The organism is Microvirga medicaginis (assembly GCF_052658925.1).
Genome location: NZ_JBQWEL010000014.1, coordinates 95,283 through 120,190 on the forward strand (window position 1 = coordinate 95,283; position 24,908 = coordinate 120,190).

The 24,908-nt window shown below is 63.8% G+C and carries 23 protein-coding genes; 14 read left to right on the plus strand and 9 right to left on the minus strand.

What is annotated here, in order from left to right:
* Positions 1 to 5 precede the first annotated feature (5 nt).
* Positions 6 to 932 carry a sugar kinase gene (locus tag ACUXUR_RS17700; protein WP_445503669.1) on the plus strand — a complete coding sequence of 309 codons (927 nt, stop codon included), beginning with the start codon at positions 6 to 8 and terminating at the stop codon, positions 930 to 932.
* Between the two features lie 54 nt (positions 933 to 986).
* On the opposite strand, the gene ACUXUR_RS17705 is transcribed toward ACUXUR_RS17700, so the two are convergent.
* Together ACUXUR_RS17705 and ACUXUR_RS17710 are read right to left on the minus strand one after the other, a co-directional pair.
* On the minus strand, positions 987 to 1,808 hold the full coding sequence (locus ACUXUR_RS17705) for a DUF4142 domain-containing protein (RefSeq protein ID WP_445503670.1): 822 nt from the start codon (positions 1,806 to 1,808) through the stop codon (positions 987 to 989).
* Between the two features lie 329 nt (positions 1,809 to 2,137).
* On the minus strand, positions 2,138 to 3,052 hold the full coding sequence (locus ACUXUR_RS17710) for a metallophosphoesterase family protein (protein ID WP_445503671.1): 915 nt from the start codon (positions 3,050 to 3,052) through the stop codon (positions 2,138 to 2,140).
* 630 nt (positions 3,053 to 3,682) lie between these two features.
* Here ACUXUR_RS17710 and ACUXUR_RS17715 point away from each other — a divergent pair.
* Complete coding sequence (locus tag ACUXUR_RS17715) at positions 3,683 to 4,165, plus strand: NUDIX domain-containing protein (protein ID WP_445503672.1); 483 nt, start codon at positions 3,683 to 3,685, stop codon at positions 4,163 to 4,165.
* A 275-nt stretch (positions 4,166 to 4,440) separates the two neighbouring features.
* A complete protein-coding gene (locus ACUXUR_RS17720; protein ID WP_445503673.1) occupies positions 4,441 to 4,950 on the plus strand; it encodes a GNAT family N-acetyltransferase in 510 nt (169 codons plus the stop codon).
* Between the two features lie 986 nt (positions 4,951 to 5,936).
* On the opposite strand, the gene ACUXUR_RS17725 is transcribed toward ACUXUR_RS17720, so the two are convergent.
* From ACUXUR_RS17725 to ACUXUR_RS17740, 4 genes are read right to left on the minus strand one after another with little or no spacing between them, the layout of a single operon-like run.
* Positions 5,937 to 8,009: a hypothetical protein gene (locus ACUXUR_RS17725; RefSeq protein WP_445503717.1), complete on the minus strand. Its 2,073-nt coding sequence runs from the start codon at positions 8,007 to 8,009 to the stop codon at positions 5,937 to 5,939.
* 17 nt (positions 8,010 to 8,026) lie between these two features.
* Complete coding sequence (locus tag ACUXUR_RS17730) at positions 8,027 to 10,831, minus strand: DUF4159 domain-containing protein (RefSeq protein ID WP_445503674.1); 2,805 nt, start codon at positions 10,829 to 10,831, stop codon at positions 8,027 to 8,029.
* 3 nt (positions 10,832 to 10,834) lie between these two features.
* On the minus strand, positions 10,835 to 11,761 hold the full coding sequence (locus ACUXUR_RS17735; RefSeq protein ID WP_445503675.1) for a DUF58 domain-containing protein: 927 nt from the start codon (positions 11,759 to 11,761) through the stop codon (positions 10,835 to 10,837).
* A gap of 11 nt (positions 11,762 to 11,772) precedes the next feature.
* Positions 11,773 to 12,789: an AAA family ATPase gene (locus tag ACUXUR_RS17740; protein WP_445503676.1), complete on the minus strand. Its 1,017-nt coding sequence runs from the start codon at positions 12,787 to 12,789 to the stop codon at positions 11,773 to 11,775.
* A 199-nt stretch (positions 12,790 to 12,988) separates the two neighbouring features.
* Here ACUXUR_RS17740 and ACUXUR_RS17745 point away from each other — a divergent pair, with 199 nt between their 5' ends.
* From ACUXUR_RS17745 to ACUXUR_RS17760, 4 genes are read left to right on the plus strand one after another with little or no spacing between them, the layout of a single operon-like run.
* A complete protein-coding gene (locus ACUXUR_RS17745) occupies positions 12,989 to 13,591 on the plus strand; it encodes a DUF1285 domain-containing protein (RefSeq protein ID WP_445503677.1) in 603 nt (200 codons plus the stop codon).
* Positions 13,588 to 14,226 carry a CoA pyrophosphatase gene (locus ACUXUR_RS17750; protein WP_445503678.1) on the plus strand — a complete coding sequence of 213 codons (639 nt, stop codon included), beginning with the start codon at positions 13,588 to 13,590 and terminating at the stop codon, positions 14,224 to 14,226. The genes ACUXUR_RS17745 and ACUXUR_RS17750 overlap by 4 nt, the downstream gene beginning before the upstream one ends.
* Positions 14,223 to 14,480, plus strand: a complete 258-nt coding sequence (locus ACUXUR_RS17755) for a DUF6111 family protein (protein ID WP_445503679.1) — start codon at positions 14,223 to 14,225, stop codon at positions 14,478 to 14,480. Before ACUXUR_RS17750 ends, ACUXUR_RS17755 begins: the two co-directional genes overlap by 4 nt.
* Complete coding sequence (locus ACUXUR_RS17760; protein ID WP_445503680.1) at positions 14,477 to 15,724, plus strand: CCA tRNA nucleotidyltransferase; 1,248 nt, start codon at positions 14,477 to 14,479, stop codon at positions 15,722 to 15,724. The genes ACUXUR_RS17755 and ACUXUR_RS17760 overlap by 4 nt, the downstream gene beginning before the upstream one ends.
* Before the next feature lie 131 nt (positions 15,725 to 15,855).
* Here ACUXUR_RS17760 and hemF read toward each other — a convergent pair whose 3' ends face one another.
* Together hemF and ACUXUR_RS17770 are read right to left on the minus strand one after the other, a co-directional pair.
* Positions 15,856 to 16,752 carry an oxygen-dependent coproporphyrinogen oxidase gene (gene hemF / locus ACUXUR_RS17765; RefSeq protein WP_445503681.1) on the minus strand — a complete coding sequence of 299 codons (897 nt, stop codon included), beginning with the start codon at positions 16,750 to 16,752 and terminating at the stop codon, positions 15,856 to 15,858.
* A gap of 81 nt (positions 16,753 to 16,833) precedes the next feature.
* Entirely contained in the window at positions 16,834 to 17,313 is a 480-nt protein-coding gene (locus ACUXUR_RS17770; protein WP_445503682.1) for a tRNA (cytidine(34)-2'-O)-methyltransferase, read from the minus strand.
* A gap of 100 nt (positions 17,314 to 17,413) precedes the next feature.
* On the opposite strand from ACUXUR_RS17770, the gene ACUXUR_RS17775 reads away from it, so the two are divergent.
* From ACUXUR_RS17775 to ACUXUR_RS17800, 6 genes are all read left to right on the plus strand, one after another.
* Entirely contained in the window at positions 17,414 to 19,279 is a 1,866-nt protein-coding gene (locus tag ACUXUR_RS17775) for an ABC transporter ATP-binding protein (RefSeq protein WP_445503683.1), read from the plus strand.
* Positions 19,280 to 19,603: 324 nt separating this feature from the next.
* Positions 19,604 to 20,167 carry a ubiquinol-cytochrome c reductase iron-sulfur subunit gene (petA, locus tag ACUXUR_RS17780; protein ID WP_445503684.1) on the plus strand — a complete coding sequence of 188 codons (564 nt, stop codon included), beginning with the start codon at positions 19,604 to 19,606 and terminating at the stop codon, positions 20,165 to 20,167.
* A gap of 25 nt (positions 20,168 to 20,192) precedes the next feature.
* Positions 20,193 to 21,473, plus strand: coding sequence for a cytochrome b (locus ACUXUR_RS17785; RefSeq protein ID WP_445503685.1), 1,281 nt, complete (start codon positions 20,193 to 20,195; stop codon positions 21,471 to 21,473).
* A 23-nt stretch (positions 21,474 to 21,496) separates the two neighbouring features.
* Complete coding sequence (locus tag ACUXUR_RS17790; protein ID WP_445503686.1) at positions 21,497 to 22,381, plus strand: cytochrome c1; 885 nt, start codon at positions 21,497 to 21,499, stop codon at positions 22,379 to 22,381.
* 78 nt (positions 22,382 to 22,459) lie between these two features.
* A complete protein-coding gene (locus ACUXUR_RS17795; protein ID WP_445503687.1) occupies positions 22,460 to 23,068 on the plus strand; it encodes a 2'-5' RNA ligase family protein in 609 nt (202 codons plus the stop codon).
* A 169-nt stretch (positions 23,069 to 23,237) separates the two neighbouring features.
* Positions 23,238 to 24,116 carry an S-methyl-5'-thioadenosine phosphorylase gene (locus ACUXUR_RS17800; RefSeq protein WP_445503688.1) on the plus strand — a complete coding sequence of 293 codons (879 nt, stop codon included), beginning with the start codon at positions 23,238 to 23,240 and terminating at the stop codon, positions 24,114 to 24,116.
* Here the strand turns inward: ACUXUR_RS17800 and ACUXUR_RS17805 are convergent.
* On the minus strand, positions 24,113 to 24,274 hold the full coding sequence (locus tag ACUXUR_RS17805; protein WP_445503689.1) for a hypothetical protein: 162 nt from the start codon (positions 24,272 to 24,274) through the stop codon (positions 24,113 to 24,115). The two genes, ACUXUR_RS17800 and ACUXUR_RS17805, sit on opposite strands and share 4 nt — an antisense overlap.
* A gap of 51 nt (positions 24,275 to 24,325) precedes the next feature.
* Between ACUXUR_RS17805 and ACUXUR_RS17810 the strand changes: the two genes are divergently transcribed.
* A complete protein-coding gene (locus tag ACUXUR_RS17810) occupies positions 24,326 to 24,871 on the plus strand; it encodes an adenine phosphoribosyltransferase (protein WP_445503690.1) in 546 nt (181 codons plus the stop codon).
* Positions 24,872 to 24,908: the final 37 nt, after the last annotated feature.

A 24,908-nucleotide genomic window follows, 5' to 3' on the forward strand; every position in this document is an offset into this window, starting at 1 on the left:
GGTCCATGAAAAGCATTGACCTTCTCGCCTTCGGCGAGCCGCTCATGGAATTCGCAGAGGTGCAGCGTAATGGCGAACGTCTCTACCTTCCGGGCTTCGGCGGCGATGTCCCCAACACCGCCGTTGCCGCAGTGCGCCAGGGTGCGAAGGCTGCGATCTTCACCGCACTGGGGCGTGATTCCTTCGGGCAGGATTTTCTTGATCTCTGGCACCGCGAAGGCATCGATTGCTCATCCGTCATTTCGCGTAAGGATGGGCGAACGGGTATCTATTTCATCAGCTACGGCGCGGACGGGCACGTGTTCTCCTATGCCCGCGCAGGATCGGCGGCGAGCCTGATCACCGTCGATGAGTTGCCGCTGATCCAGATTGCGTCCGCACGCGTTCTGCACGCATCGGGCATCACGCAGGCTATTTCGGAAAGCTGCACCGATGCGGTGTTCGCCGCGATCAACCATGCGAAGGCGAACGGAACGGTCGTGAGCTATGACACCAACCTTCGTCTGAAGCTCTGGCCGCTGGAGCGCGCCCGTGCGATCATTCATGGTGCGTCTGCCATGTCGGATATTCTTCTGCCCGGCCTCGACGATGCACGCCAGCTCACGGAACTGGAAAGCCCTGAAGAGATCTGCGCATTCTATCTCAATCTCGGCTGTGGCTTGGTGGCACTGACTATGGGTAAGAACGGCACGATGGTTGCCACGAAGGAGCGGCGGGAGGTGATCGCGGCAAAGCCTGTCGAGGCTGTCGATGCAACAGGTGCTGGCGACACATTCGACGGAGCGTTTCTCGCTGAGTGGCTTCTTCATCGCGATCCGTTTCGCGCAGCAGCTTACGCCAATGCGGCTGCCGCCCTGTCGACCTTGGGTGAGGGTGCCGTTGCGCCCATGCCCCATCGCGCGGAAGTCGAGCATTTTCTTCAAGGCGCATGAAAACGGCGGGCCCATAGGACCCGCCGCCACAATCCTTCAAAACTGTAAGATCGCTTAGCGGCGGCGTGTCGCCGAGCCGCCGGGAAGACGACGCGCCTCTGCTATGTGCTGCTCGATATGCGGCACCACCGAGGCTGCGAACTGGCGAAGGGAAGGGTCGCCGCCAGCCTGAGCATAGTTGGCGTGCAGGGCCAGCGCCTCCTGGTGACCCATGCGCTGATACTGACCGTAGAGACGGTCGAACTGCGGGCCGGAGGTGGAGGCGAGTTGGTTCAGCATGGCCGTCTTTTCGGGGCTGAGCGGAACACCGACGCGGACCGGCGTGATCGATCCGGTAGACTGCACGTCGGCGGCCGAGCCGGCCGCCGCACCCGTCGTTGCGCCAACGCCCGCACCAACAGCTGCGCCGACAGGACCGCCGACCAGGGCGCCAACGCCCGCACCCGTCAGGGCTCCTGTCGCCGTGCCGCCCGTTGCGCCCGGCGAGGTGGCCGCCGCCCCTGCAGTGGTGCCTGCCGCTGCGCCGACACCAGCGCCGACAGCGGCGCCGACAGGACCGCCGATCAGAGCGCCGATACCAGCACCCGCCAGCGTCCCGCCAAGCGAACCAGCGATGAACTCACCGGAAGCCGTATAGACAGGGCGACCGCCATTCAGAGCTTGGCTGGTCTGAGCGTGCGCCTGGATCATCTCTTGAGCGAAGCGGCGCACAGTGGGATTACGCGAGCGCTGCAAAGCGAGCTGGCTCGACGCAATCTCGAAGGCATCGGATTGAGCCGCCATCATACGGTAAGACTGGCTATCAATAACCGTCTGGGCAAAAGCCGGTGCGGAAATGGATGCAAGCAGGGCAGCGAGAACAACATGCTTCTTCATGAGGTAACTCCTGTTTTCTGGGAGCGCAGAACACCACGCGAAGCCTGCCAGGCTGCAAAGTTCATGGGTGGCTGCTGCACCCCTTCAACGAGGAGCGATCTGAGCGGTTCCAGACAAGGAAAAGACAGATCAATCACGCTCAAAGCTCAGCGTTTTTGCCAAGTTTGAAGCGTGAGCGGAACAACCGATCCTTTGGCGGACCTCAAGCTTCGGGATCGTCACGGCCTCGACAGCCTTGGCCAGAGCCTTGCGGTCGACGGAGAAGGCAGCCTGAGGCATGCCGGCTGCGGCTCACACGGTGTCATAGACGAGAAGGCAGGTGAGTGCGTTCATGGCCGTGCCTCGGGCTGCCTGATGCGGGCAAGAGACAGCATGCCCATGCCCCCGACGGTACCGTCAGGCGTCAAGCCTCGCAATTCGGCTGTAAGCAGGAAGCCTGTTTCATCCCGATCGATCGTGAAGAGATGATAGCCCGCCTTATGCGTGAGGGTTCCCCCGCGTGCGGAAGCGGAAGGGGCTCCGACAATCGGAACCGGCCCGCGCGGTCCGTCGATGTGAGCGAGCGAGCCCACGTGATTGTGCCCGTGAAGGATGAGCTCTGCGCCGACACGTTTGATCATGCCCTCAAAACGCTTGGCGTCGGTCAGGTTGCGTCCGGCTTCGGCCCCGCCGACATGGGGCGGATGGTGAATGAGGACGATGCGGAAGCAGAATGGATCTTGCCCCAACTCGGCCAGCATTTCCTCCGCATCCTTCGTCTGCTTCGATCCAACACGCCCAGTCGCCACGAAGGGGAGCGTCGGAATGGCGGAGGACAGGCCGATCATGGCGATCTGCCCGTACCGGCGAAGATAGGGAAACACGGCCTCGCGCCCGTCGTCACCGCGCGTCCACGGAGCAATCTTCTGCAGCAAACCTTCAAGCGAGCCGCGCACATAGGCATCGTGATTGCCCGGCACGAAGGTGACGCGCGACGGATCGCCGAGGCTCTCCATGAAGATGCGCGATGTCTCCCACTCGTCAGGAAGGCCGATATTGCAGGTATCGCCCGTGCAGGTGATATGGTCCGGCTTCTGCGCGTGAATATCGGCGACGAGTTCGGCCAGCAGCTCCATGTCGTGCAGGTCCTGCCGGCTGCGGTGCCAGTTGTACCAGCCGGTCAGGCGCTTGCTCAGCAACTGCTTCAGGCGGGGCCGGGGGAGGGGCCCCACATGAGGGTCCGTCAGATGAGCAATGCGGAACATGATGGCCTAGGACGAGTGAACGGACGAGAGTTCGCCCGCCCTGCGCGTGCCGTCAAGCGTTGCCGATGAAGATGGCGGCGAAAAGCGCCAGAACGCTCGCGGCCTTTAGGAAACGTGGAGCTAGGGGGAATCGCGGCCCGTCTTGGGCCACACCGTCTCGGATCCCGGGGGAAGAGGAAGGGTCGGGGCGGGGGCGGTTCGCGAAATGCCGGTCAATTCGCGGGTCATTCTCGTCGCGGATGATGACGAGTGAGATGGCCGCCCGCTCGATCAGGTCAGACAGGGACTTGATGGCCCCTTAAATGCAGTCGAGAGGGGAGGCTGGCCGATCGCCAAGCTTTTTGGGAGCCTGGCGATCGGATCGGAAGATCAAAGCCTTAGTACTGGGCGCCCGGGATCAGGGTCGAGTAGATCGAGCGGTCCTCGAGGTTGAGGGCCGGGGACCAGGAAAAGCGGGCTGTGCGGTTGATGTAGGACAGGATCAGGGACAGAAACATTGGAACACCTTTGGCTGGCGTTGTGTTAGACCTTAGTAGGGTGCAGGTCACGCGTTATTCCCATGGATCAGCTATGCATGGGATGAATGTCTCCATTCATTCTCCCGTAATCTTCCCATGATTTATTCGGCCGATGTCTGACTCCGCGCCAAAGAGCAAAGCTGCCCGCTTCGTTACCTGGGGGCTTCATACCTATTGGCGCTTTTCCCGGGGGATGACCTTGGGCGTCCGTGCCGCTGTGCTCGACGAAAGGAGCCGGGTCTTTCTCATCCGGCATACTTACGTGCCGGGCTGGCATCTTCCCGGAGGCGGCGTGGAGACAGGGGAGACGGCGCTCGATGCGTTGACCCGTGAGCTGCGCGAGGAAGCCTGCATCTCCATTGACGGGCCGCCGGTCCTGGCAGGTGTTTACTTCAACCATCGGATTTCGCGGCGCGACCATGTGCTGGTCTACGTAATCCGGAACTTCACAATCCTGGGGGAGAAGAAGCCTGACCGGGAGATTGCCGAGGCCGGGTTCTTCCCGCTCGATCAATTGCCGGAGGGCACGACGGCGGCAACCCGCCGCCGGCTGGCTGAAATCCTCGAAGGGCAGCCTCTCTCCGCCACCTGGTAAAAGAGTAGGGTTTGCGCGGCGTGTCCGACGCTGCTAGAGCATCGGACCCAAAAGTGGATTTGCACTTTTGGGATCGATCCGATGCTCATTCTCGAGAGGAGCGCATCGTTCGGGCGAAAAAATCGAATCCACTTTTCCGCACGATGCGCTATGGCCAGAGCCATAGAAGGAAACGCCACAACAATGACCATCATTCGGATTCAGCGACGACGACAGGGCTGACCTCATTCGTCCAGCCGCCTTTCATATTTGTCGTCTTGAATCTTGAGTCCGTCATGACCGAGCTTTCCCTTCTCATCCGTTCCGAGCAACCCATCGATGACGAGGCTATCGAGCGCCTTCACGAGCGTGCCTTCGGCCCGGGCCGCTATGCCCGCACGGCCTCCCGTCTGCGGGAAGGTGCCGGCCATCTGCTCGATCTCTCATTTACCGCCATGGTGGGCACGCTGCTGGTCGGCTCCGTGCGCCTGACGCCGGTGATGGCTGGCGAGGAGCCCGCTCTGATGCTTGGCCCGCTCGCTGTCGAACCTGCCTTCGAGAGCAGGGGCATCGGCGCTGCCCTCATGCGCCGTTCGCTGGATGCGGCGAAGGCGAAGGGGCACACCCTGGTGCTCCTCGTGGGCGATGAGCCCTATTACAGCCGCTTCGGCTTCAAACATATTCCGCCGCAGCAATTGCAATTGCCAGGCCCGGTCAATCCTGCCCGTTTTCTGGCTTTGGAACTGGCGGAGGGGGCGCTCGCCCGCGCCAAGGGGCTCGTCACGCCTCTCCCAAAGGCGTCCTAGCCAAGCCGTGCCTGCGCTCTCCGTGCTTTCACAACATTCTGTCATCACCAGCCTTGTGCCGCTGCCCTCATCCTGAGGAGAAGCCGTGAGGCTGCGTCTCGAAGGATGGTTCAATGCGCTCTGGATCTTCCTTCGAGACGATCGCTCAAGCGATCTCCTCAGGATGAGGGCAGCAGGTTAGGAAAGTAGGGCGGCCCTGAAGAGCGCCATTCCCGGCCGGAGATAGCGATAGCCATCGGAGAGGACGGGAATTCACTCCGCGCTCAGCCTTGGATCCCCTTCCCGGTCTGGCTGACCGCCGGGGATGACACGGGCGCTGTCGGTGGGGGAATGTCAAAGAGCGGCGAGGGCATGCGCCATTGTCCCCGGGGCCGGTGGCGTTCCGAGGTTTGGCAGTCGAGGGGGGCGCGAGGAGCGGTCCGGCTCGATCTTGGAAGTGAAGCGTGGAACCGAACGGCTCCTCGCGCACGGCTTTTTTAGGCGGACAGGCGGCGCGGTCCCAGCAACTGCCCGAAGCGGCCACCGCATCGCTTTCAGCGGGCGGCTCCGGACCAATCCTGAACCCCGGGCACAGCCTGGGCCTCCCGTCGAGCAGGCCTGCGTTCACCTCCCGCACGGGACCGCTCCCGACCCCGCAGCTTACGACGCCTCGCGAGCGCGCCCCCAGCAGGTCAGGACAGATGCAACATAGTTCAGACCAGGCCCAAAGTCAAGAACAAAGTGAGAACATGTTCCGGCTGCGCCCTCCCGCCTGCCGCAGCCTCTCGCGTCATCCCCGGCCGGGGATCCACGTCTTCAAGCTGATGTGATTCCTAAGACGTGGATGCCCGCGACAAGCGCGGGCATGACGAGGTGGAGTGGCACAAAGCAACAGGACCGGAGTGCCCGGGGCGATACCGGATCAAGTCCGGGGACGGCCATGATGGAGGACCGGAGCGAATGAGAGACCTGGAGCGCGTGTCCCGATGGATGGTGCGCTGCGGGACTCAAGTGCGACGACGGCCCTCCGTCAGCCAGGCCGCGAGCGTCGCGCCGATCAAAAGCGCAAGGCCGATGAAGCCGAGCGCCAGCGGGAAGACGGAGACGCCGCGCACGATGGCGCTCTCACTGGGCTTGAGGCCGATCCAATCGCCACCCGAGAAGCGCGAGCCGGAATGCACCGCAAGGATGCGGGGCACCGTGATGCTCTGATCACCCTCCATCGCCACGCGCCGCACGGAGCCGCCGGTCGCCTCCGCGATGGGGGTGAGCGCCTCCGTGTTGCTGAACACGTCCATCAGCTCGCGTGGGTTGGCGGGGCCGATGCTCACGAAGGCGATGAGCTCTCCGGAGCGCACCGTGTGAAGGCCGAGTTCCTTGCCTTCGACTTCGGCCGTGAACAGACCGGGCCGGCTCTCAGAGAGGGGAATGCTGCTCTCCACGCCGCTCGGCGTCACGAGGGTCACGGGCGCTGCCGTGTCCTCCATCGTCTGCCGCTCGATGCGGATGGTGCGGCCGGACGCCGATGCACGCAGCGCTTCCTCCTCCAGCGCCGGCTCCTTCATGAGCCAATGCGCCAGGCGGCGCAGCAGGTCGAGATGCGGACCGCCATCCTGATAGCCGCGCGCCCAGAGCCACGCATGATCGGAGAGAAGCAGCGCAACGCGGCCCTTTTCCTCGCGCCGCAGCACAAGCAGCGGAAGATCGTTCGCCCCGGACATCAGTGTTGCGCCCGATTGCACGTCGGACCCGATGATGCGCAGCCACTCGCCCCAGGCGGGTGGTGACGTCTCGGAGCCCGGCAGGTCCCGCGTCACGGGATGGCGGTTGCCGGTATCGGTGATGCTGGCCTTGTACGGCTGCTCGACGATGCGCCCGTTGGGAATGCCGGGAATGACCGGTGCGAGCCGCGTCTGCGCAAGGCTGCCGTAGCTTGCGAATTCCGGACCTGCCGCGACGAGGATCGCACCGCCCTCGCGCACATAGCGCACGATGTTCTCGAAATAGCTCGACGGCAGGATGCTCTGGTTCGCGTAGCGGTCGAAGATGATCAGGTCGAAGTCCTTGATCTTCTGCTGGAACAGCTCGCGGGTGGGGAAGGCGATCAGCGACAATTCGTTGATCGGCGTGCCGTCCTGCTTCTCCGGCGGACGAAGAATGGTGAAGTGCACGAGGTCCACATTGGCGTCGGATTTCAGCAGGTTGCGCCATGTGCGCTCACCCGCATGAGGCTCGCCGGAGACGAGCAGCACACGCAGCTTCTCGCGAATGCCTTCGATGGGAACGACGGCGCGGTTGTTGGCTAACGTCAGCTCGTTGGGCAGGCCTTCCACTTCGAGCTCGACCACATTCGTGCCGCCATGCTCGATCTGCACCTGCAGCGAGAACGTCGTGTCGGAGCGCACCTGCTGACGGGAGAGAACCTGTCCGTCGCGACGAAGCGTGACGAGAGCCGAGCCCGTGCCGCCGCGCTCCATCACCTGCGCGCGGATGGTCTGCTCCTTGCCGACAATGCCGAAGCGGGGAGCCTCGATCAGCTTGATCTGCCGGTCGCGCTCATCGGGCCTGCCCGTGATGAGGGCATGCAAGGGCGCGCGGAATCCAAGTGCGTCGACGGAAGGCGGGATATCGTGCACCACGCCGTCCGTGATGAAGATCACACCTGCCAGACGATCCGGCGGAACATCGGCCAAGCCGTTGGAGAGGGCGGCGAACAGACGCGTTCCCTCATCGCCTCCGCTGTCATCCGCCTGGATGTAGCGCGGCTCCACATCGGCGAGCGATCCGAAGCGCCGCTCCAGCTCCGCTCGCACCTGATCCGTCATCGCAGCACGGTCGCCGAGGGTCTGCGAGGTCGAGCGGTCGGTGACGACGGCCACGATGTCCTTCACCTTCTCGCGCTCTTCCTGCACAAGGGACGGATTGGCAAGAGCAAGAAGCACGAGCGCCAGTGCGATGGCGCGGAGTGTCGCCACAGGTCCACGTGAGATGATCGCAAGGATCGCAAGCAGCGCGGCAATGGCACCAACAATCCAGAGCGCATAGATTGGAATGAGGGGCGAGAAGCTGATCGAGAGCACTGATGACATGGCTCGCCTTACTGCCCCAGCCGCTCAAGCAGCGCAGGCACATGCACCTGGTCGGCCTTGTAGTTGCCGGTGAGTGAGTACATCACGATGTTGATGCCGCTGCGATAAGCCATCTCACGCTGGCGCTGATCGCTGCCGACAACAGGGAAAAGATATTCTCCGCGCGCACCGACCGCCCAGGCGGCAGCAAGATCGTTGGAGGTGATGATGATCGGAGACACGCTGTCGCCGGAGCGGGCGGGGCGGTTCTCTTCACCCTCTGCCTGAGGCGGCAGAGCTTCGACCCAGGTCTGTCCTGTGGCGTAGCGGCCGGGGAAGGAATCGAGAATGTAGAATGTCTTCGTCAGCACGTGATCGGTCGGCACCGGCTCGAGCTCAGGAATGTCGAGGGTGGCCAGCATGCGCCGCAGATACTGACCTTCGGCACTTACCGCTCCGTCGGGGCGGTTGTTGAAGGCATCGCGGGTGTCGAAGATCACCGTGCCTCCGCCTTTCATGAAGGCGTCGAGCTTACGGATTGCAGCCTCCGGCGGCATGGGCCGCGTGGCGACGATGGGCCAGTAGATGAGCGGATAGAAAGCGACCTCATCGCGCGAAGGATCGATGCCGATGGGATCGCCGGGGGTCAGCGCCGTGCGCTGCGACAGAACCTGCGTCAGTCCCAGAAGGCCGGCTCTGCTCGTCTCATCGACACCCGCATCGCCGGTGACCACGTAGGCCAGGCGGGTCACGAGTGCGGGGCTCGCGCTCTCGTCAAACCGGCGCGCTCCGAGGTCCTGCGCTCTCGCATCGAAGGCGGAGGTCAAGAGCATCATCGATGCGAGAAGGATGGAGGCTGCCGTGCCTGCCCTGCGCAACCGTCCTGAAAGATTGGCGAGATGGCCACCGAGCCACAGCGAAGCCAGCGTATCAGCCAGAAGCAGGATGAGCGCGAGCATGAAGAGAGGCATGCGCAGATCAATGGTTTGAGCGCCCGCCAGCGGTGCGACCCGTGCGTTGAGCGGGGCGGTGTTGAGCGGTGCGAGCTTGTCCTCCGGCAGAAGCGCATTCACCGCGAGACTTGAATCGACGGGGCCGTAGAAACCTGGCGGATGCTCCTCGGTCGCGCGCTCGTTGTAATTGCGAGCCACGGCACGGGCATTCGCCGGCGGGGTCGTGAACACGCCGTAGCCGTCGAGGGTGAGGCGCGGTGCAACGGTTTCATTCTCGGCATTGCGCGCCTCCGCATTCACATCGCTCGGCGCACCGGCGAGAGCCGTGATCCGGCGCAGCATGTCGACGAAGAGGCCGGAGAGCGGCAGGTTCGACCAGGTGGTGTCGGCGGTCACGTGGAAGAGAACGATGAGGCCGTCGCCACGCTTGTCCGCCGTCACGATGGGTGTTCCATCCGCCAGCGAGGCCCAGGTGCGCGAGGGCAGATCGCCGTCGGGCTCGGCGAGGATCTGACGTCGGATGCCGATCTCTTCTGGAACTTTCAGGCCGAAGAAGGGGCTCTCGCGCGTGAAGGGTGCAAAGGTCTTCGGCGTATCCCATGAGAGGGATCCGCCGAGGCTGCGCCCGCCGCGGCGCAGGCGGACCGGCACGAGTTCATCATTGCCCGCAGCCAAACGGGAACCCGCAAAGCGGAGCAGCAATCCGCCCTGTTCGACGAAGGCTGTCACCTTGCCGAGCGTTTCGCGGTCGAGGCCGCCCACGTCGGCGAGCACGAGGATGGAAACCTGTTCCTCGATGAGCTGGTTCACGGCATCCGCCACGCCGCCGCGTCCCATGCGGATTTCCGAATAGGGCGAGAGGGCCCGCTCGATATAATAGAGAGGCGAGAGAAGAGGCTGCGTCTGGTCGGCGGTGCCGCCGAAGACGAGGCCGACCCGGCGACGCTTGCCGCGCTCGTCGAGCAGGTTCACCGCACCGGCGGAACTCTCGCCGAGAATTTCGATGCGGGCGATGGCGTTTCTGATCTCCGTGGGAAGATCGAAGGCAACCGTGGTCTCGGTCGCGTTCGCATCGAAGGTGAAACGCATGTCCGCGAGCGGCAGGTTCTTCAAGTCCAGCGCCCGCAGCGTGCCGGAATCGCGCCCGTTGGGTTCCGCCCTCACGACCCGCGCGTTCAAGCGCCCGCCGGCATTCTCCACGCCTGCGACCGCAAGCGTGGAAGCGCGCTCGGATTTGAGCACCGTGATCCGCCGACCGTCTGCCATTTGTGCCAAGCCGTCGATGAAGCCCTGTCCATCAACGCCGGCAACCCCGTCACTGATCCAGACCAACTGCGCATCAGGCGTCGCGTCCAGGAAACGCCGGATGGATTCGAGGTGCGCTGCACGATCCTGCAGATGCGGCTGCGGCTTCAAGGAGCGCAGACGCTCCAGCGTGGATCCGGGATTCGAGAGTTCGATCGCCGCAGGCTGCTCCGCCGTGGCGACGAGAGCGACGGTGCGACCGTCCCTGCCTGCAGCTTCGATGCGCTCGGAGGCGAGATTCATCCGGTCTCGCCAATCGTGCGCGGCGGCAAGGCCATTATCCAGGATGATGAGGAGCGGCGCGCGGCTGTCGTCCTCTGCCAGCGGATTCCAGATCGGCCCTGCCGCAGCAAGGATGAGAAAGGCCGCGAGAGCTAAGCGCATGAGCAGAAGCCACCAGGGCGTGCGGGCCGGCGTCTCCTGTTCAGGCCGCAGATCGGCGAGGATCTTGAGCGGCGGAAATTCCACGCGCTTGGGCTGCGGCGGAGTGATGCGCAGAAGCAGCCAGATTGCGGGCAGGGCCGCGAGCGCTGTCAGGACAAGCGGTACGGTGAAGGTGAGGGGAAGGCCCAGCATGATTTAGCGCCCTCCCACGGCCGCGCCGCGCGAGGCCGACACCAGGGTCATGATGCGCAAAGCCACCTCGCTGGCCGGCCTGTCGGTGCGATGGATCGTGAAGGTCCATCCCCGGCGGCGCGTCAGTTCCTGCAGCTCGGCCCGGTGCGCGTCGATCCGTTCGCGGTAGGCACGCCCCCAGGCTTCGGCATCGCCGATGCGAAGGGAAAGACCATCCTCCAGGTCGTGCAGGACAGCCTGTCCCTGGAACGGGAAGGTCTCCTCGACCGGATCGACGATCATGACGAGATGGCCACGGGCGCTGCGTGAGGATATGCCTTCCACGGCGGCTGCGATGTCGCGCACGGGCGAGAGGAAATCGCTGATCAGAATGGCCTCGTGCTGCGGCGCGATGGGGGCGCCGGGCGGCAGATTCTCTTCGAGGGAAACGCGGTCCGCAACCAATGTCTGCGCCATGGTCTCGGCGATCTGCCGTGTCGCGCGCGGCGCCATGAGGCCGAGCATGCCGATCCGCTCTCCCGCTTCCACGAAGCAGCTGGCCAGAGCAAACCCCAGCACGATGGCGCGCTCGATCTTGGGAGCCTGCGCGAGCTCCGAGGCATAGCCCATGGAGGCGGAGCGATCGATCCAGATCCAGAGGGTCTGCGCCGTCTCCCATTCGCGCTCGCGCACGTAGAGCCGGTCGTCGCGGCCGGAGCGGCGCCAGTCGATGCGCTGCGCGGCTTCGCCCGCCACGAAGGGGCGAAACTGCCAGAAGCTCTCGCCAACGCCCGCGCGTCGGCGGCCATGGATCCCGTGGGCGAGGTTCGCGGCCACCCGCCTTGCCTCCAGAACGAGGCGCGGCATGCGGTGAGCAAGCGACAGAGCGCTCTCTGTCTCCTGACGCCCCGGCGAGCGGGCGCTCTCGGGAAGGACCCGGACACGGGCCATGACTGTGATCCTTAACCTGCCAGCTGCGCGGTGAGGCGGCCGATGACGCTGTTCAGCGTCTCTCCGTCGGCGCGGGCGGAGAAGGTGAGCGCCATGCGGTGCTTGAGAACAGGCTCAGCCAGCGCCACCACATCCGTAATCGAAGGCGCAACGCGCCCCTCGATCAGAGCCCTTGCACGCACTGCCAGCATCAGGGCCTGGCTGGCACGGGGGCCGGGCCCCCAGAGAATCTTGTCGGTGACGCCGTCGACAGTCTCTGCCTCGGGACGGGCGGAGCGGACGAGGTCGAGGATCGCCTCCACCACGCTCTCGCCCACCGGCAGGCGTCGCACGAGGCGCTGGGCGTTCATGAGCGCTTCGGAATTCATGACGGCGACGGGCTTGTGGTCCTCCGCGCCAGTGGTCTCGATCAGGATGCGCCGCTCGGCCTCGCGGGTCGGGTAATTCACGTCGATCTGCAGAAGGAAACGGTCGAGCTGCGCCTCGGGAAGGGGATAGGTGCCCTCCTGCTCAATGGGGTTTTGCGTGGCCAGCACGTGGAAGGGCTGGGGCAGGTCATGTCGCTCGCCGCCCACGGACACATGATGCTCCTGCATGGCCTGGAGCAGGGCGGACTGGGTGCGCGGACTCGCGCGGTTGATCTCGTCCGCCATGAGGAGCTGGGTGAAGACCGGGCCTTTCACGAAGCGGAAGGAGCGGCGGCGGTCGGCACCCTCGTCGAGGATCTCGGAACCGAGAATGTCGGAGGGCATCAGGTCGGGGGTGAACTGGATGCGGCGGGCATCCAGGCCGAGGACAGTGCCGAGCGTCTCAACGAGCTTCGTCTTCGCGAGGCCCGGGACGCCCACGAGCAGGCCGTGACCGCCCGCAAGCAGGGTGATCAGGGTCTGATCGACCACGTCTTCCTGGCCGAAGATGACGGTGTGAATGGCCTCTCTGGCGCGCCCGACGGTCTCAAGCGTCGCCTCCGCATTGCGGATGATCGCGTCGTCCAGGGCAGTGGGCGCTTGAGACATGCCGGCCGTCATGAGGTCATTCTCCCTCTCGTTGCATACGCCCCCAAGCACCTAGTCTGCCCTCGATCCCTATGGAGTGGCAAGGGTCGATCAGCCGCAGCGGGTGACCGGAAGGATTGGACGAAGCTTCTGGGGACTCTATGCTTAGGAACTAGCCGATGGCAGCCCCTCGTCGATCCTCGAAGGTCACTTTCTTGTTCACGCTTGCGTCATGACGGATTCCAACACCCCATCCCCCGGCTCTGCCCTGGCCCGCCTCACGGAGGCGCTCGGCGCCGGGGCCAACCGGAAAGGCCCCCCTCCGGTCGAGCGCTGGAACCCGCCCTATTGCGGCGAGATCGACATGCGCATTGCCGCCGACGGCTCCTGGCATTACATGGGCTCGCCCATCAATAGGCCGGCCCTTGTAAGGCTGTTCTCCACAGTTCTTCGTAAGGACCCGGAGCGCTACGTGCTCGTCACCCCCGTGGAGCGGGTGGGGATCACCGTCGAGGACGCTCCGTTCCTCGCCGTCGAGATGGCGGTGGAAGGGGAGGGGGAGGATCGCCAGATCGCCTTCCGTACGAATGTGGACGATGTCGTGCAGGTCGGATCCAACCATCCCCTGCGCTTCGAGCAGGAGGAGCATGGGGGCGTGAAGCCTTACGTGAAGGTGCGCGGCGATCTGTGGGCGCTCGTCACGCGTACCTTGACCATGGACCTGATCGCTTTGGCCGAGGAGCGGGAGGTCGAAGGGCGGAATCTGTTCGGGGTTGCGGTGAAGGGGGCCTTCTTCCCCATCGCTTCGGCTTGCGACCTCGAGGGTCTCGCATGAGGATTGCTCCCCTGGACAAGCCGGATTTCCTGGCGCTTGCTGCCGAGCGGCTGCGTCATGAGCCGCCGCATCTGGAGGATGCGCTTGCCAATCCGCGCGGCGACCACAGCCTCGACAATGTGCCTCTGGTCTATCCCCTGGAGCCCAAGCCCGCTGCCGTGCTGGTGCCCGTGGTGATGCGGGAGGAACCGGCTTTGCTGCTCACCGAGCGCTCCGCTCATTTGCGCCAGCATTCGGGCCAGATCGCCTTTCCCGGCGGGCGGGTCGACCCGACGGATGACTCGATCCTGGCGGCGGCCTGCCGCGAGGCTGAAGAGGAGATCGGGCTCGACAATCGCTTCATCTCGCCCCTCGGCTATCTCGACGCCTATCTCTCCACCACCAATTACCTGGTCATTCCCGTCGTGGCCCGGGTCTCGCCGTCCTACACGCTCAACCTCAACCACAACGAGGTGGCCGATGCCTTCGAGGTGCCCTTGGGCTTCCTCATGGACCCGGCGCGTCACGAGCTTCATTCGCGCGAGTGGAAGGGCAGGCTTCGGCGCTATTATGCGATGCCCTACGAGGGGCGCTATATCTGGGGAGTGACCGCGGGCATCATCCGCAATCTCTATGAGAGGCTCTACACGCCATGACACGCGCGTTTCTGCAGGGATTGGTGCTGTTCTTCCTGCCTTTCGTTCTCTTCGGCCTTTATCTCGTCATCCGCCGCCGCAATGCTCTGGCCTGGTCTTCCTGGAACGATCAATCATTCTGGCTTGCCATCGCGGGCCTTGCTATGGTCATCGCCTCGCTCGTCGTCACAGGCTTGATGAGCGAGCGTCATACCGGCACCTTCGTGCCGACCCATATCGAAAATGGACGAGTCGTCCCGGGACAGTTTCAGTGAGTGAGCTCCTCGATCACAAGGCGCTTCTTGGCCTGCTGGAGCGCCCGCAACTGCGGCGCCTGCTTGAAGCCTTCAACAACCATGGCGAAGAGACGCGTATCGTGGGTGGGGCCGTGCGCAATGCCCTGCTCGGCCGGCCCGTCACGGAAGTAGACTGCGCGACCACCATGCTGCCGGACGCCATGATCAAGCGCGCGCATGACGCCGGGTTCAAATCTGTTCCGACCGGCATCGACCACGGCACCGTGACTGTCGTCGTCGACGGCGAGCCCTTCGAGGTCACCACCCTGCGCGTGGATGTGGAAACGAACGGGCGCTATGCGGTCGTGCATTTCGGGCGCGACTTCGCGCGTGATGCAAGGCGGCGCGACTTCACCATCAACGCTCTGTCTCTTGGTCCTGACAGAAAGCTCTACGACTACACCGATGGTGTCGCCGATCTTCAGGAGCGGCGCGTGCGCTTCATCGGCGATGCGCATAAGCGCATTCGCGAGGATTTCTTGCGCATCATGCGCTTCTTCCGCTTTCATGCGGAATATGCGGAAGGCGAGCTGGATGCGGAAGGCCTCGAGGCAGCGGGAAGCGAGCGACAGGGATTGGGCATTCTCTCGAAGGAGCGAATCCGCCATGAATTGCTCAAGCTCCTCGTGGCAAGACGCGCGGAAGAGACGTTGCGTGTCTTGAGCCAATACGGTTTCCTCACATGGCTGATTGCCGGTGCCGCGGAGTTCGGGCGCTTCAGCAGAGTGGCTGCATTCGACAAGGACAATCCGGTTGCAATCTGGCGTCTCGCGGCGCTTGCCATGATGGTCGAGCAGGATGCGGATCGCCTGCGCGAGCATCTCAGGCTCTCGAATGACGAGCATAAGAAGCTCGTGGCCTATGCGCGCTTGCTCGTCGTTCTGAAAACATGGGGCACGCCGCTCGATGCAATCGCGATCCGCCGCCTTGTGGCCGATCATGGAATCGAGACGCTGAGCGTCGTTCTCGCCGCCATCGATGGAGAGCCTTCGCCCCACATCAACGGGGATGCGTTGAGCGCCCTCGAGCGCTATCGAAGCGGTAAGGAGAGCGTTCCGGTTTTCCCCCTGCGTGGCGCTGATCTCGTGGAGCGCGGCGTCCCGAAAGGGCCGAAGATCGGTGAGATCCTCGGCTTGGCTCGTCAGGCCTGGCTCGCGGAGGGATGCCGGACGGACGAGGCTTACGTGAGGGATCTTCTTGAGAGAGCTTTGGTGGGCGCCTGAACGCACCGTCATCCACGGCCTTCACCTCGTCATCCCCGGGCTTGTCCCGGGGATCCACGTCTTTTCACTCGGTGTTTCCCAAGACGTGGATGGCCGTGACAAGCACGGCCATGACGGGGAGGCCATGTAACTTACGGCCATCGTACCGTCGGCGGCATCGAGGACAGGATCGAGGCGATGTTGCCGCCGGTCTTCAGGCCGAAGATCGTGCCGCGGTCGTAGAGCAGGTTGAACTCCACATACCGCCCGCGGCGGACCTGCTGCTCGAAGCGGTCCTCTTCCGTCCAGCTCTTCGTGACGTTGCGGCGCACGATCTCGGGATAGATCCTCAGGAAGGCCTCGCCTACGTCCTTAGTGAAGGCCAGATCCTCGTCCGGATGTCCGGTCCAGTGGTAATCATAGAAGATGCCGCCGATGCCGCGCGGCTCGTGGCGGTGCTTGAGATAGAAATATTCGTCGCACCACTTCCTGTACTTTTCATAAGAGCCTTCAGGCGCATGGCGACGGCAGGCCTCCTCCATGGCGGCATGGAAACTGATGCTGTCCGGATCCTCCTGCGTGCGTCGACGGTCGAGCACGGGCGTGAGATCGGCGCCTCCGCCGAACCAGGATTTCGTCGTCACCACGAAGCGCGTGTTCATGTGAACGGTGGGCACGTTCGGGTTCCAGGGATGGGCGATGAGAGAGATGCCGCCCGCCCAGAAGCGCGGGTCCTGGTCGGAGCCCGGAATCTGGCCGCGGAACTCCGGAGCGAACTCTCCATGCACGGTCGAGACATGCACGCCCACCTTCTCGAAGACGCGGCCCCGCATCATGGACATGACGCCGCCGCCTCCCGACGCGCCGCTGTGATCCTTGCGCTCCCAGGGCGTGCGCTCGAAACGGCCGGGCTCCGATGCTTCCGGAGGCAGGGGAGCCGTGACGTCGTCCTCAAGCTGCTCGAAGGCGGTACAGATCCGGTCGCGGAGGGAGGCGAACCAGAGCGGGGCTTCGATCTGCAGGCGCTCGATATCGGCTTTGTCGGTCATGGCAATGCTATCCTTCGGATCAGATGAAACCCTCATCCTGAGGAGCCTCACGGCTCCTCAGGATGAGGGTCGGGTTTGGTTTCACGAATTCGTTGTCTCCGGACGGGGAAACGTACCCGTCTGCCGCAAGGCTTCCCCGAGGATCATGGCAGCGGTGACGGCCACGTTGAGCGAGCGCATGCCCGTCTGCATGGGGATGATGATCCGGGCATCGGCCGCCTCATGGACCTCGTCCGGCACGCCGGCCGACTCGCGACCCACCAGGATGATGTCCTCAGGCTCGTACTGGAAATCGGTATAGGGCACGGCGCCCTTGGTGGTGGCCAGCACCAGCCGGCCTTTTCCCTCGCGCCGCCATTCCTCGAAGGCGCGCCAGGAAATGTGACGTGCGATCGTCACGTGGTTGAGGTAATCCATCCCGGAGCGGCGCAGGTTCCGGTCCGACACGTCGAAGGCCGCAGGCTCGATGATCTCGACCGGCACGCCGAGACAGGCGGCCAGGCGCAGCATGGTGCCGGTGTTCTGCGGGATGTCCGGCTGGAAAATGGCAAGACGGGGCATGCCACCGTCATCGGGGCAGGAGAGCTCCACGTCAAGTGAACGCTTTCGATCCCGCCCGTGTTGAAGCAGGGGAACCTTGGAAGAGAAATCGAGGAAGGGAATGTTCCGGTGGCTGGAGAAGCGGGTCGACCCGTTCGCACCGTTCGATGAAAACGAGACGCCGCCGAACACCGTCGGTGGCTTCACCTGGCACTATCTCAGGCCGGTGCGCTTCTGGCTGGTGATCCTGTTCTTCGTCGCGCTGACCGTCGGCCTCTTCGAATCGTCCCTCTACATCCTGTTGGGCTGGCTGGTGGACATCCTGGCGAGTTCCACCCCGGACCGGATCTGGGCCGAGCACGGCACCACGCTCATGATCATGGCGGTCCTCGTCGTCTTTGTCAGGCCCGCCTTGAATTTCGCGCATGAGGTGGTTTCCAACCAGGTGATCATTCCGCAGAGCACCAACATGATCCGCTGGCGGACCCATGTTTACACGCTGGGCCATGCGGTGAGCTATTTCCAGGCCGATTTCGCGGGCCGTCTCGCCAACCGTATCATGCAGGGCGGCGGGGCGATCCGCAGCATCGCCGTGACCCTGATCGACACACTGCTTTATGTGGCGATCTATGCGGTCACGGCGCTCGGGGTCTTTTCCAGCGTCAGCCCCTGGCTTGCCCTGCCCATGGGGCTTTGGATCGTGGGCTATGCCCTTCTCCTGCGCTTCTTCGTCCCGCGCGCCAAGGAGCGCTCCCTCAAGGTGGCCGACACCCGCTCGGCCCTCGTGGGCCGGGTGGTCGACAGCTACACCAATATCCTGACGGTGAAGCTCTTCGCCCGGGCGGACGAGGAGCGGTCGGCCGTCAAGGAGGCCGTGAGGGCGAATACGAATGCGTTCCTCAGTTCCTTGCGGCTCAATTCCGTCGTCTCGGGGCTTCTCGCCGTCATGAACAGCCTGCTCCTCGCCGCCACGGGAGCGCTCTCGGTGTTCCTGTGGAGCCGGGGCGCCATGACGAGCGGCGAGGCCGCGTCCGGGCTCGCGCTCGTCATGCGCATCCTCGCCATGTCCGGTTGGGTGATGCACGAGGTCCGGGACGTCTTCGAGAATATCGGCACGGTCCAGGAGAGCATGCAGACCATCGCCCGCCCGCATGGGCTCGTGGATGCACCCCGGGCGCCCCGGCTCAAGGTTACGCGGGGAGAAATCCGCTTCGAGGACGTCTCCTTTCATTACGGCAGGGAAGAGGGCGTCATCGAGGGGCTCAACCTCACGATCCGCGCCGGGGAAAAGGTGGGGCTCGTGGGCACCAGCGGCGCGGGCAAGACCACCATCACCTCGCTTCTCCTGCGCCTCCACGACGTGGAGGGTGGGCGCATCCTCATCGACGGGCAGGATATCTCCAAGGTGTCCCAGGATTCCCTGCGTTCCTCCATCGCTGTGGTCACCCAGGACACCTCGCTTCTCCACCGCTCGATTAGGGACAATATCGCCTATGGACGACCCGGGGCCACGGAGCGGGAGATCATCGAGGCGGCCCGCCTCGCCCATGCCCACGACTTCATCATGGGGCTCGAGGATCACCGGGGGCGGCGCGGCTATGACGCCCATGTGGGCGAGCGGGGCGTGAAGCTCTCCGGGGGGCAGCGCCAGCGCATCGCGATCGCCCGCGTGATCCTGAAAAACGCTCCCATCCTGGTGCTGGACGAGGCCACCTCCGCCCTGGACTCGGAGGTCGAGGCGGCAATCCAGGAGTCGCTGTCCACCCTCATGGAGGGCAAGACGGTGCTCGCCATCGCCCATCGCCTCTCCACCATCGCGGCCCTCGACCGTCTCATTGTCATTGAGGAGGGCCAGATCGTGGAGGAGGGGAGCCATGCGGAGCTGCTTCGGGCCGGTGGGCTCTATGCCCGACTCTGGCGGCGCCAGTCGGGCGGCTTCCTCGGGGTAGGGCAGGGAAAGGGGGCTCCGGAGCCGGTGTCACAGTAGAGCATCGGGCCAAAAGTGGAGGGCCCTTTTGGGAGCCATCCGATGCCCATTTGCCAAGAGGCGCATCGCCTCGTGCGGAAAACCGGGGCCACTTTTCGCCAGCGCGGCCCGCTGGGTCCGCGCGATGCGCTGGGAAACAGGTTGGAACATCTCCAATCCGCCTATGGACAGCGGGGCTTGGCCGTGCCAAAGAGCCACCGCGCGGCGACTCCCAGTCGCATTGCGTGCGCGTTGACGCGTATGCTTGTTCCGTACTCTGGAACCGGCGTGCCGAATGCCTTGTCTCGCAAGGCATTGAAGACGTGCGGTTCTCGTTTTTGTTCAATGCTGGAGAGCCACGTGGCCGAGACCACCACTCATGTCGCTGAGCCGACACGGCGCGATTTCCTTTACATCGCCACGGGCGCGGCCGCCGTCGTCGGCGGAGCAACCCTGGTATGGCCTTTCGTCCAGTCCCTGGCGCCCGACGCGGCGACTGAGGCCGCTGGCGCCCCTGTCGAGGTGGACCTGACCCCGATTGCCGAGGGGCAGATCGTCAAGGTCTTCTGGCGCGGCAAGTTGATCTTCATCCGTCACCGCACGGCGGAGGAGATCAAGGCCGCCCAGGACGTGAACGTGGCCTCGCTGCGTGATCCGCAGCCCGACTCGGCCCGCGTGAAGCAGGGCCACGATCAATGGCTCATCGTTTACGGCAACTGCACCCATCTGGGCTGCGTGCCGCTCGGTCAGCAGGGCGAGTACCATGGCTGGTTCTGCCCCTGCCACGGTTCGATCTTCGACACTTCCGGCCGCGTTCGCGGTGGTCCGGCGCCTATCAATCTGCCGATCCCGCCCTATTCCTTCGCGTCCGACACGAAGATCGTGATCGGTCAAGAGGCCACGGCGTAACCCAAGCGACGATCAGGCGATAATCATGAGCGAACATCCCACAACTTACGTTCCCAAGAGCGCCTTCGGTAAGTGGTTCGAGAGCCGCTTGCCCATCGCTGGCCTCATCCATTCCTCGTTCATCGCATTCCCGGTGCCGAGGAACCTGACCTATTTCTGGACCTTCGGCGCCATCCTGGTCTTCATGCTCGTCTCGCAGATCGTGACGGGCGTGTTCCTGGCCATGTACTACACGCCGAATGCGACGATGGCCTTCCAGTCCGTCGAGCACATCATGCGCGACGTGAATTACGGCTGGCTCCTGCGCTACCTGCACGCCAACGGCGCATCGATGTTCTTCGTCGCCGTCTACGTGCACATCTTCCGCAATTTCTACTACGGCTCCTATAAGGCGCCGCGTGAAGTTCTCTACATCCTGGGCGTGATCATCTTCCTCCTGATGATGGCCACCGCCTTCATGGGCTATGTGCTTCCCTGGGGCCAGATGAGCTTCTGGGGCGCGACGGTGATCACGAACCTCTTCTCGGCGATCCCGGGCGTGGGTGAGACCATCGTGCACTACCTCTGGGGCGGCTATTCGGTGGGCAACCCGACCCTCAACCGCTTCTTCTCCCTGCACTACCTGCTGCCGTTCATGATCGCGGGCGTCGTGATCCTGCACGTCTGGGCGCTGCACGTGCCGGGCCAGAACAACCCGACCGGCATTCCGATCAAGTCGGGCAAGGACGCGGTTCCGTTCACCCCCTATGCCACGATCAAGGACATCTTCGCCGTCGTGGTGTTCATGCTCTTCTTCGCATGGTGGGTCTTCTACGTGCCGAACTATCTCGGCCACGCGGACAACTACATCCCGGCGAACCCCGCCGTGACGCCTGCGCACATCGTGCCGGAATGGTACTTCCTGCCCTTCTACGCGATCCTGCGCGCCATCCCCGACAAGCTCGGCGGCGTCATCGCGATGATCTCGGCCATCCTGATCTGGTGCTTCATGCCCTGGCTCGATACCTCCAAGGTGCGCTCCACGGCCTACCGCCCGCTCTACAAGCAGTTCTTCTGGCTGTTCGTCGTGGTGTGCGTCGTGCTCGGCTGGCTGGGCTCCCGTCCTGCCGAGGGCTGGTACGTGATCGCCTCGCAGATCTGCACGGTGTACTACTTCGCCCACTTCCTGATCGTCCTGCCGGTGCTCGGCTTCGTCGAGCGTCCGCTGCCGCTGCCGAATTCGATTCTCGAATCCGTCATGGGCGTGCAGAAGGGTGGGGCTGGCGTTCCGGCCGGCGCCAATGCCGAACCGCATTCCAAGGGCTGATGCGAGAGTTGGGGAACAATAAAATGATGAAGCGTACTCTTCTCATCGCAGCAGCCGTTCTTGGCTTCTCCGCGCCCGCACTCGCTGCCGGCGAGACCCCGGTCCCGCCGCAGCTGAAGTGGAGCTTCGCGGGTCCGTTCGGCACCTTCGACCGGGCTCAGCTGCAGCGCGGCTTCAAGGTCTATCGCGAGGTCTGCTCCTCCTGCCACAGCCTGTCCTACGTGGCGTTCCGCAACCTAGGCGAGGAAGGCGGTCCGGAATTTTCCGAGGCGCAGGTGAAAGCCCTCGCTGCGGAATACAAGATCCAGGACGGCCCGAATGAGGCCGGCGACATGTTCGAGCGTCCCGGCCGTCCGGCCGACCGCTTCCCGGCTCCGTTCCCGAACGAGAATGCGGCGGCTGCGGCCAACGGCGGCAAGGCTCCCCCGGACCTGTCGCTGATGCCGAAGGCGCGCACCTACGAGCGTGGCTTCCCCTGGTTTGTCCTCGACGTGTTCCGCCAGTATTCGGAGAACGGCGCCGACTACATGGTCGCGCTGCTCAATGGCTACGAGGAGCCGCCGGCTGACTTCAAGGTTCCGGAGGGTGGTCACTACAACCACTATTATCCGGGCCACGTGATCGCCATGCCGAAGCCGCTCAGCGACGGTCAGGTGGAGTATCCGAAGAACGAGGCCGGCCAGCCTCAGGCTCCGGAGACTGTCGACCAATACGCCAAGGACGTGACGGCGTTCCTCACCTGGACGGCGGAACCGCATCTCGAGGCCCGCAAGCGCCTCGGCTTCCAGGTCATGCTGTTCCTGCTGGTGCTCTCGGGCCTGCTCTACTTCACGAAGAAGAAGGTGTGGGCGAAGGTGGGCGGCGAGGTCGAAGGCCACGCCACCCCTCCGATGACGCACAATCCGTAATGTCGAGAAAGGCCCCGGAAATCGGGGCCTTTTTCTTTTCGGGTGACTTCCGGCCAGCGCGAATTTAAGCCGGTCGCCATGCTGCAAACCATCGCCGACGATCTTTGGGGCGAGCCGTGCCTCGCCTATCACGTCCAGCCGGACCTCTCGCCTGAGACCCGCGCCTCCCTCGGAGAGCTTCAGAAGCCCATAGCCGAACGCTGGCCTGTCCCGCTTCACTTCGCTCCCCCCGAGGCGCTGCACGTCACGCTCTATGCCCTGGTTCAGGTCAAGGAGCGGTTCGACAAGGAGGGCTACTGGAGCCGCATCGCCGAGCCCTGCCGCACCCTGCTGGAAGATCTCTGCATGGGGCATGGGCCTCTGGAGCTACGGTTCTCGAAGCTGAAGGTGACGGACACGGCGATCATCGCCGTTGCGACGGATGAGACAGGTCTCATCACGAGACTGCGGGAGAAGCTCGCGGACCTCATTCCGCCGCCGCCGGGCCGCGCGCCTCTGCGCTACAATCTCGTTCACTCGACGCTGGCGCGCTACCGGACCTCCGACGCGGTGCCGGATAATGTCATCGGGGCTGTCGAGGCGATCCCGGTTGCGATCCATGCCCCCGTGGAGCGCCTCAAGATCATCCGGGAAACCCTCTTTCCCTGCCAGGAGATCGACGAGATTCTTTCGTTCCCGCTGCGCTAGGGCATTTTTCGGTGAAGTGGATCCGGTTCATCGAAAAACGCGACCCGGCAACGAAGAGAGCTGATTCCATGCCAATGCAAGCAGCTCTATGAGCAGCGCCCGTTTGGGTTCTCGCCTGACAGCCGCTATGGTCGCGCCGTGAGTCTGATGTTTGACAGGGCGGGGAGCGATGACAAAGGCGGTTCTGGGGATCATCGGTGGGTCGGGGGTCTATGATCTTCCGGGGATCGAGGACCTGCGAGAAATGCGCATCGCTTCTCCCTGGGGCGAGCCCTCGGACGTCCTGCGCATGGGCCGCATCGGCGAGACGGACGTGGTCTTCCTTCCTCGCCATGGCCGCGGCCATCGCCTGTCGCCCTCCGACATCAATTACCGCGCCAATATCGATGTGATGAAGCGCGCCGGCGTGACGGACCTGATCTCGGTCTCCGCCTGCGGTTCCTTCAAGGACGAATATTACCCTGGCTTCTTCGTGCTGGTGGACCAATACGTGGATCGCACGCACAAGCGCGAAAGCTCGTTCTTCGGTAAAGGCTGCGTGGCGCATGTGCCCATGGCTCATCCTGTCGGTCCTCTGCTCCGGGAACGCATTGCGAATGCCGCGGTGGCCGAGAGAATCCCGTTCACGATCGGTGGGACGCTCGTCTGCATCGAGGGGCCGCAATTCTCGACCTACGCCGAGTCCATGACCTACAAGAAGCTGGGCTACGACGTGATCGGAATGACGGCGATGCCCGAGGCCAAGCTCGCGCGCGAAGCGGAGATCACTTATGCCACGATCGCCATGGTGACCGATTACGATTGCTGGCACCCTGACCATGACAGCGTGGACGTGGCTGCCGTCGTCGCTGTTGCCAGGCAGAATGCCACCAGAGTGGCCCGCCTCATCGCTCGGATCGCACGCGACTTTCCGGCTGAGCACGAGCCGTGCCCCGTGGGTTCGGATCGGGCGCTCGATGGCGCCATCATGACGGCTCCCTCCGCGCGCGATCCGGAGCTCTTGAAAAAACTCGATGCCGTGGCAGGGCGCGTCTTGAGCCCAGCTTAATGAAGCAGATAAAGCAAACTGTTGATCGCTGGTACTGAAACGGCGAAGACAAGAAGCGCTGGAAGAGCCGCAAGCACTGCTTTGAAGAAAAAGAGAACCAGTTGGAAGAAAGTTATGTCAAAACCCGTGATGATAACTCGGCTGGGTGTATCCGACATTTCGTGCTCTTTCGCCGCAAATCCCATTCAATAATAAAGTAACATTTCGTCATGGACAAGCGCCTCCTCACCGATCTCAAAGCAGCGATCCGCTCGATCCCGGATTATCCGAAGCCCGGCATCGTCTTTCGCGACATCACGACCCTGCTCGGCGATGCCCGCGCCTTCCGCCGCGCGGTGGACGAACTGGTGCATCCATTCGCGGGCGGACGCATCGATAAGGTTGCAGGCATCGAGGCGCGCGGCTTCATTCTCGGCGGCGCGGTGGCGCATCAGCTCTCCGCAGGTTTCGTGCCGATCCGCAAGAAGGGCAAGCTGCCTCATGAGACGGTGCGCATCGCCTATTCGCTGGAATACGGCGTGGATGAGATGGAGATCCACACCGACGCCATCGGCCAGGACGAGCGCGTGATCCTCGTGGACGATCTCATCGCAACCGGCGGCACGGCCGTTGCGGCCACGCAGCTGCTTCGCCAGATGGGCGCGAAGATCGTTGCGGCCTGCTTCATCATCGACCTTCCCGATCTCGGCGGCGCCTCGAAGCTGCGCGATCTCGGCGTCGAGGTGCGCAGCCTCGTGAGCTTCGAGGGGCATTAGAGAGTGTCTGTCAAATCACTGCCCTCATCCTGAGGAG

Excerpts from the sequence above, each read along its gene's own strand:
- ACUXUR_RS17700 (WP_445503669.1), top strand. The coding sequence starts at position 6 with ATGAAAAGCATTGACCTTCTCGCCTTCGGCGAGCCGCTCATGGAATTC.
- ACUXUR_RS17705 (WP_445503670.1), bottom strand. The coding sequence starts at position 1,808 with ATGAAGAAGCATGTTGTTCTCGCTGCCCTGCTTGCATCCATTTCCGCA.
- ACUXUR_RS17710 (WP_445503671.1), bottom strand. The coding sequence starts at position 3,052 with ATGTTCCGCATTGCTCATCTGACGGACCCTCATGTGGGGCCCCTCCCC.
- ACUXUR_RS17715 (WP_445503672.1), top strand. The coding sequence starts at position 3,683 with ATGTCTGACTCCGCGCCAAAGAGCAAAGCTGCCCGCTTCGTTACCTGG.
- ACUXUR_RS17720 (WP_445503673.1), top strand. The coding sequence starts at position 4,441 with ATGACCGAGCTTTCCCTTCTCATCCGTTCCGAGCAACCCATCGATGAC.
- ACUXUR_RS17730 (WP_445503674.1), bottom strand. The coding sequence starts at position 10,831 with ATGCTGGGCCTTCCCCTCACCTTCACCGTACCGCTTGTCCTGACAGCG.
- ACUXUR_RS17735 (WP_445503675.1), bottom strand. The coding sequence starts at position 11,761 with ATGGCCCGTGTCCGGGTCCTTCCCGAGAGCGCCCGCTCGCCGGGGCGT.
- ACUXUR_RS17740 (WP_445503676.1), bottom strand. The coding sequence starts at position 12,789 with ATGACGGCCGGCATGTCTCAAGCGCCCACTGCCCTGGACGACGCGATC.
- ACUXUR_RS17745 (WP_445503677.1), top strand. The coding sequence starts at position 12,989 with ATGACGGATTCCAACACCCCATCCCCCGGCTCTGCCCTGGCCCGCCTC.
- ACUXUR_RS17750 (WP_445503678.1), top strand. The coding sequence starts at position 13,588 with ATGAGGATTGCTCCCCTGGACAAGCCGGATTTCCTGGCGCTTGCTGCC.
- ACUXUR_RS17755 (WP_445503679.1), top strand. The coding sequence starts at position 14,223 with ATGACACGCGCGTTTCTGCAGGGATTGGTGCTGTTCTTCCTGCCTTTC.
- hemF (WP_445503681.1), bottom strand. The coding sequence starts at position 16,752 with ATGACCGACAAAGCCGATATCGAGCGCCTGCAGATCGAAGCCCCGCTC.
- ACUXUR_RS17770 (WP_445503682.1), bottom strand. The coding sequence starts at position 17,313 with ATGCCCCGTCTTGCCATTTTCCAGCCGGACATCCCGCAGAACACCGGC.
- ACUXUR_RS17775 (WP_445503683.1), top strand. The coding sequence starts at position 17,414 with ATGTTCCGGTGGCTGGAGAAGCGGGTCGACCCGTTCGCACCGTTCGAT.
- petA (WP_445503684.1), top strand. The coding sequence starts at position 19,604 with ATGCTGGAGAGCCACGTGGCCGAGACCACCACTCATGTCGCTGAGCCG.
- ACUXUR_RS17785 (WP_445503685.1), top strand. The coding sequence starts at position 20,193 with ATGAGCGAACATCCCACAACTTACGTTCCCAAGAGCGCCTTCGGTAAG.
- ACUXUR_RS17790 (WP_445503686.1), top strand. The coding sequence starts at position 21,497 with ATGATGAAGCGTACTCTTCTCATCGCAGCAGCCGTTCTTGGCTTCTCC.
- ACUXUR_RS17795 (WP_445503687.1), top strand. The coding sequence starts at position 22,460 with ATGCTGCAAACCATCGCCGACGATCTTTGGGGCGAGCCGTGCCTCGCC.
- ACUXUR_RS17800 (WP_445503688.1), top strand. The coding sequence starts at position 23,238 with ATGACAAAGGCGGTTCTGGGGATCATCGGTGGGTCGGGGGTCTATGAT.
- ACUXUR_RS17805 (WP_445503689.1), bottom strand. The coding sequence starts at position 24,274 with ATGTCGGATACACCCAGCCGAGTTATCATCACGGGTTTTGACATAACT.
- ACUXUR_RS17810 (WP_445503690.1), top strand. The coding sequence starts at position 24,326 with ATGGACAAGCGCCTCCTCACCGATCTCAAAGCAGCGATCCGCTCGATC.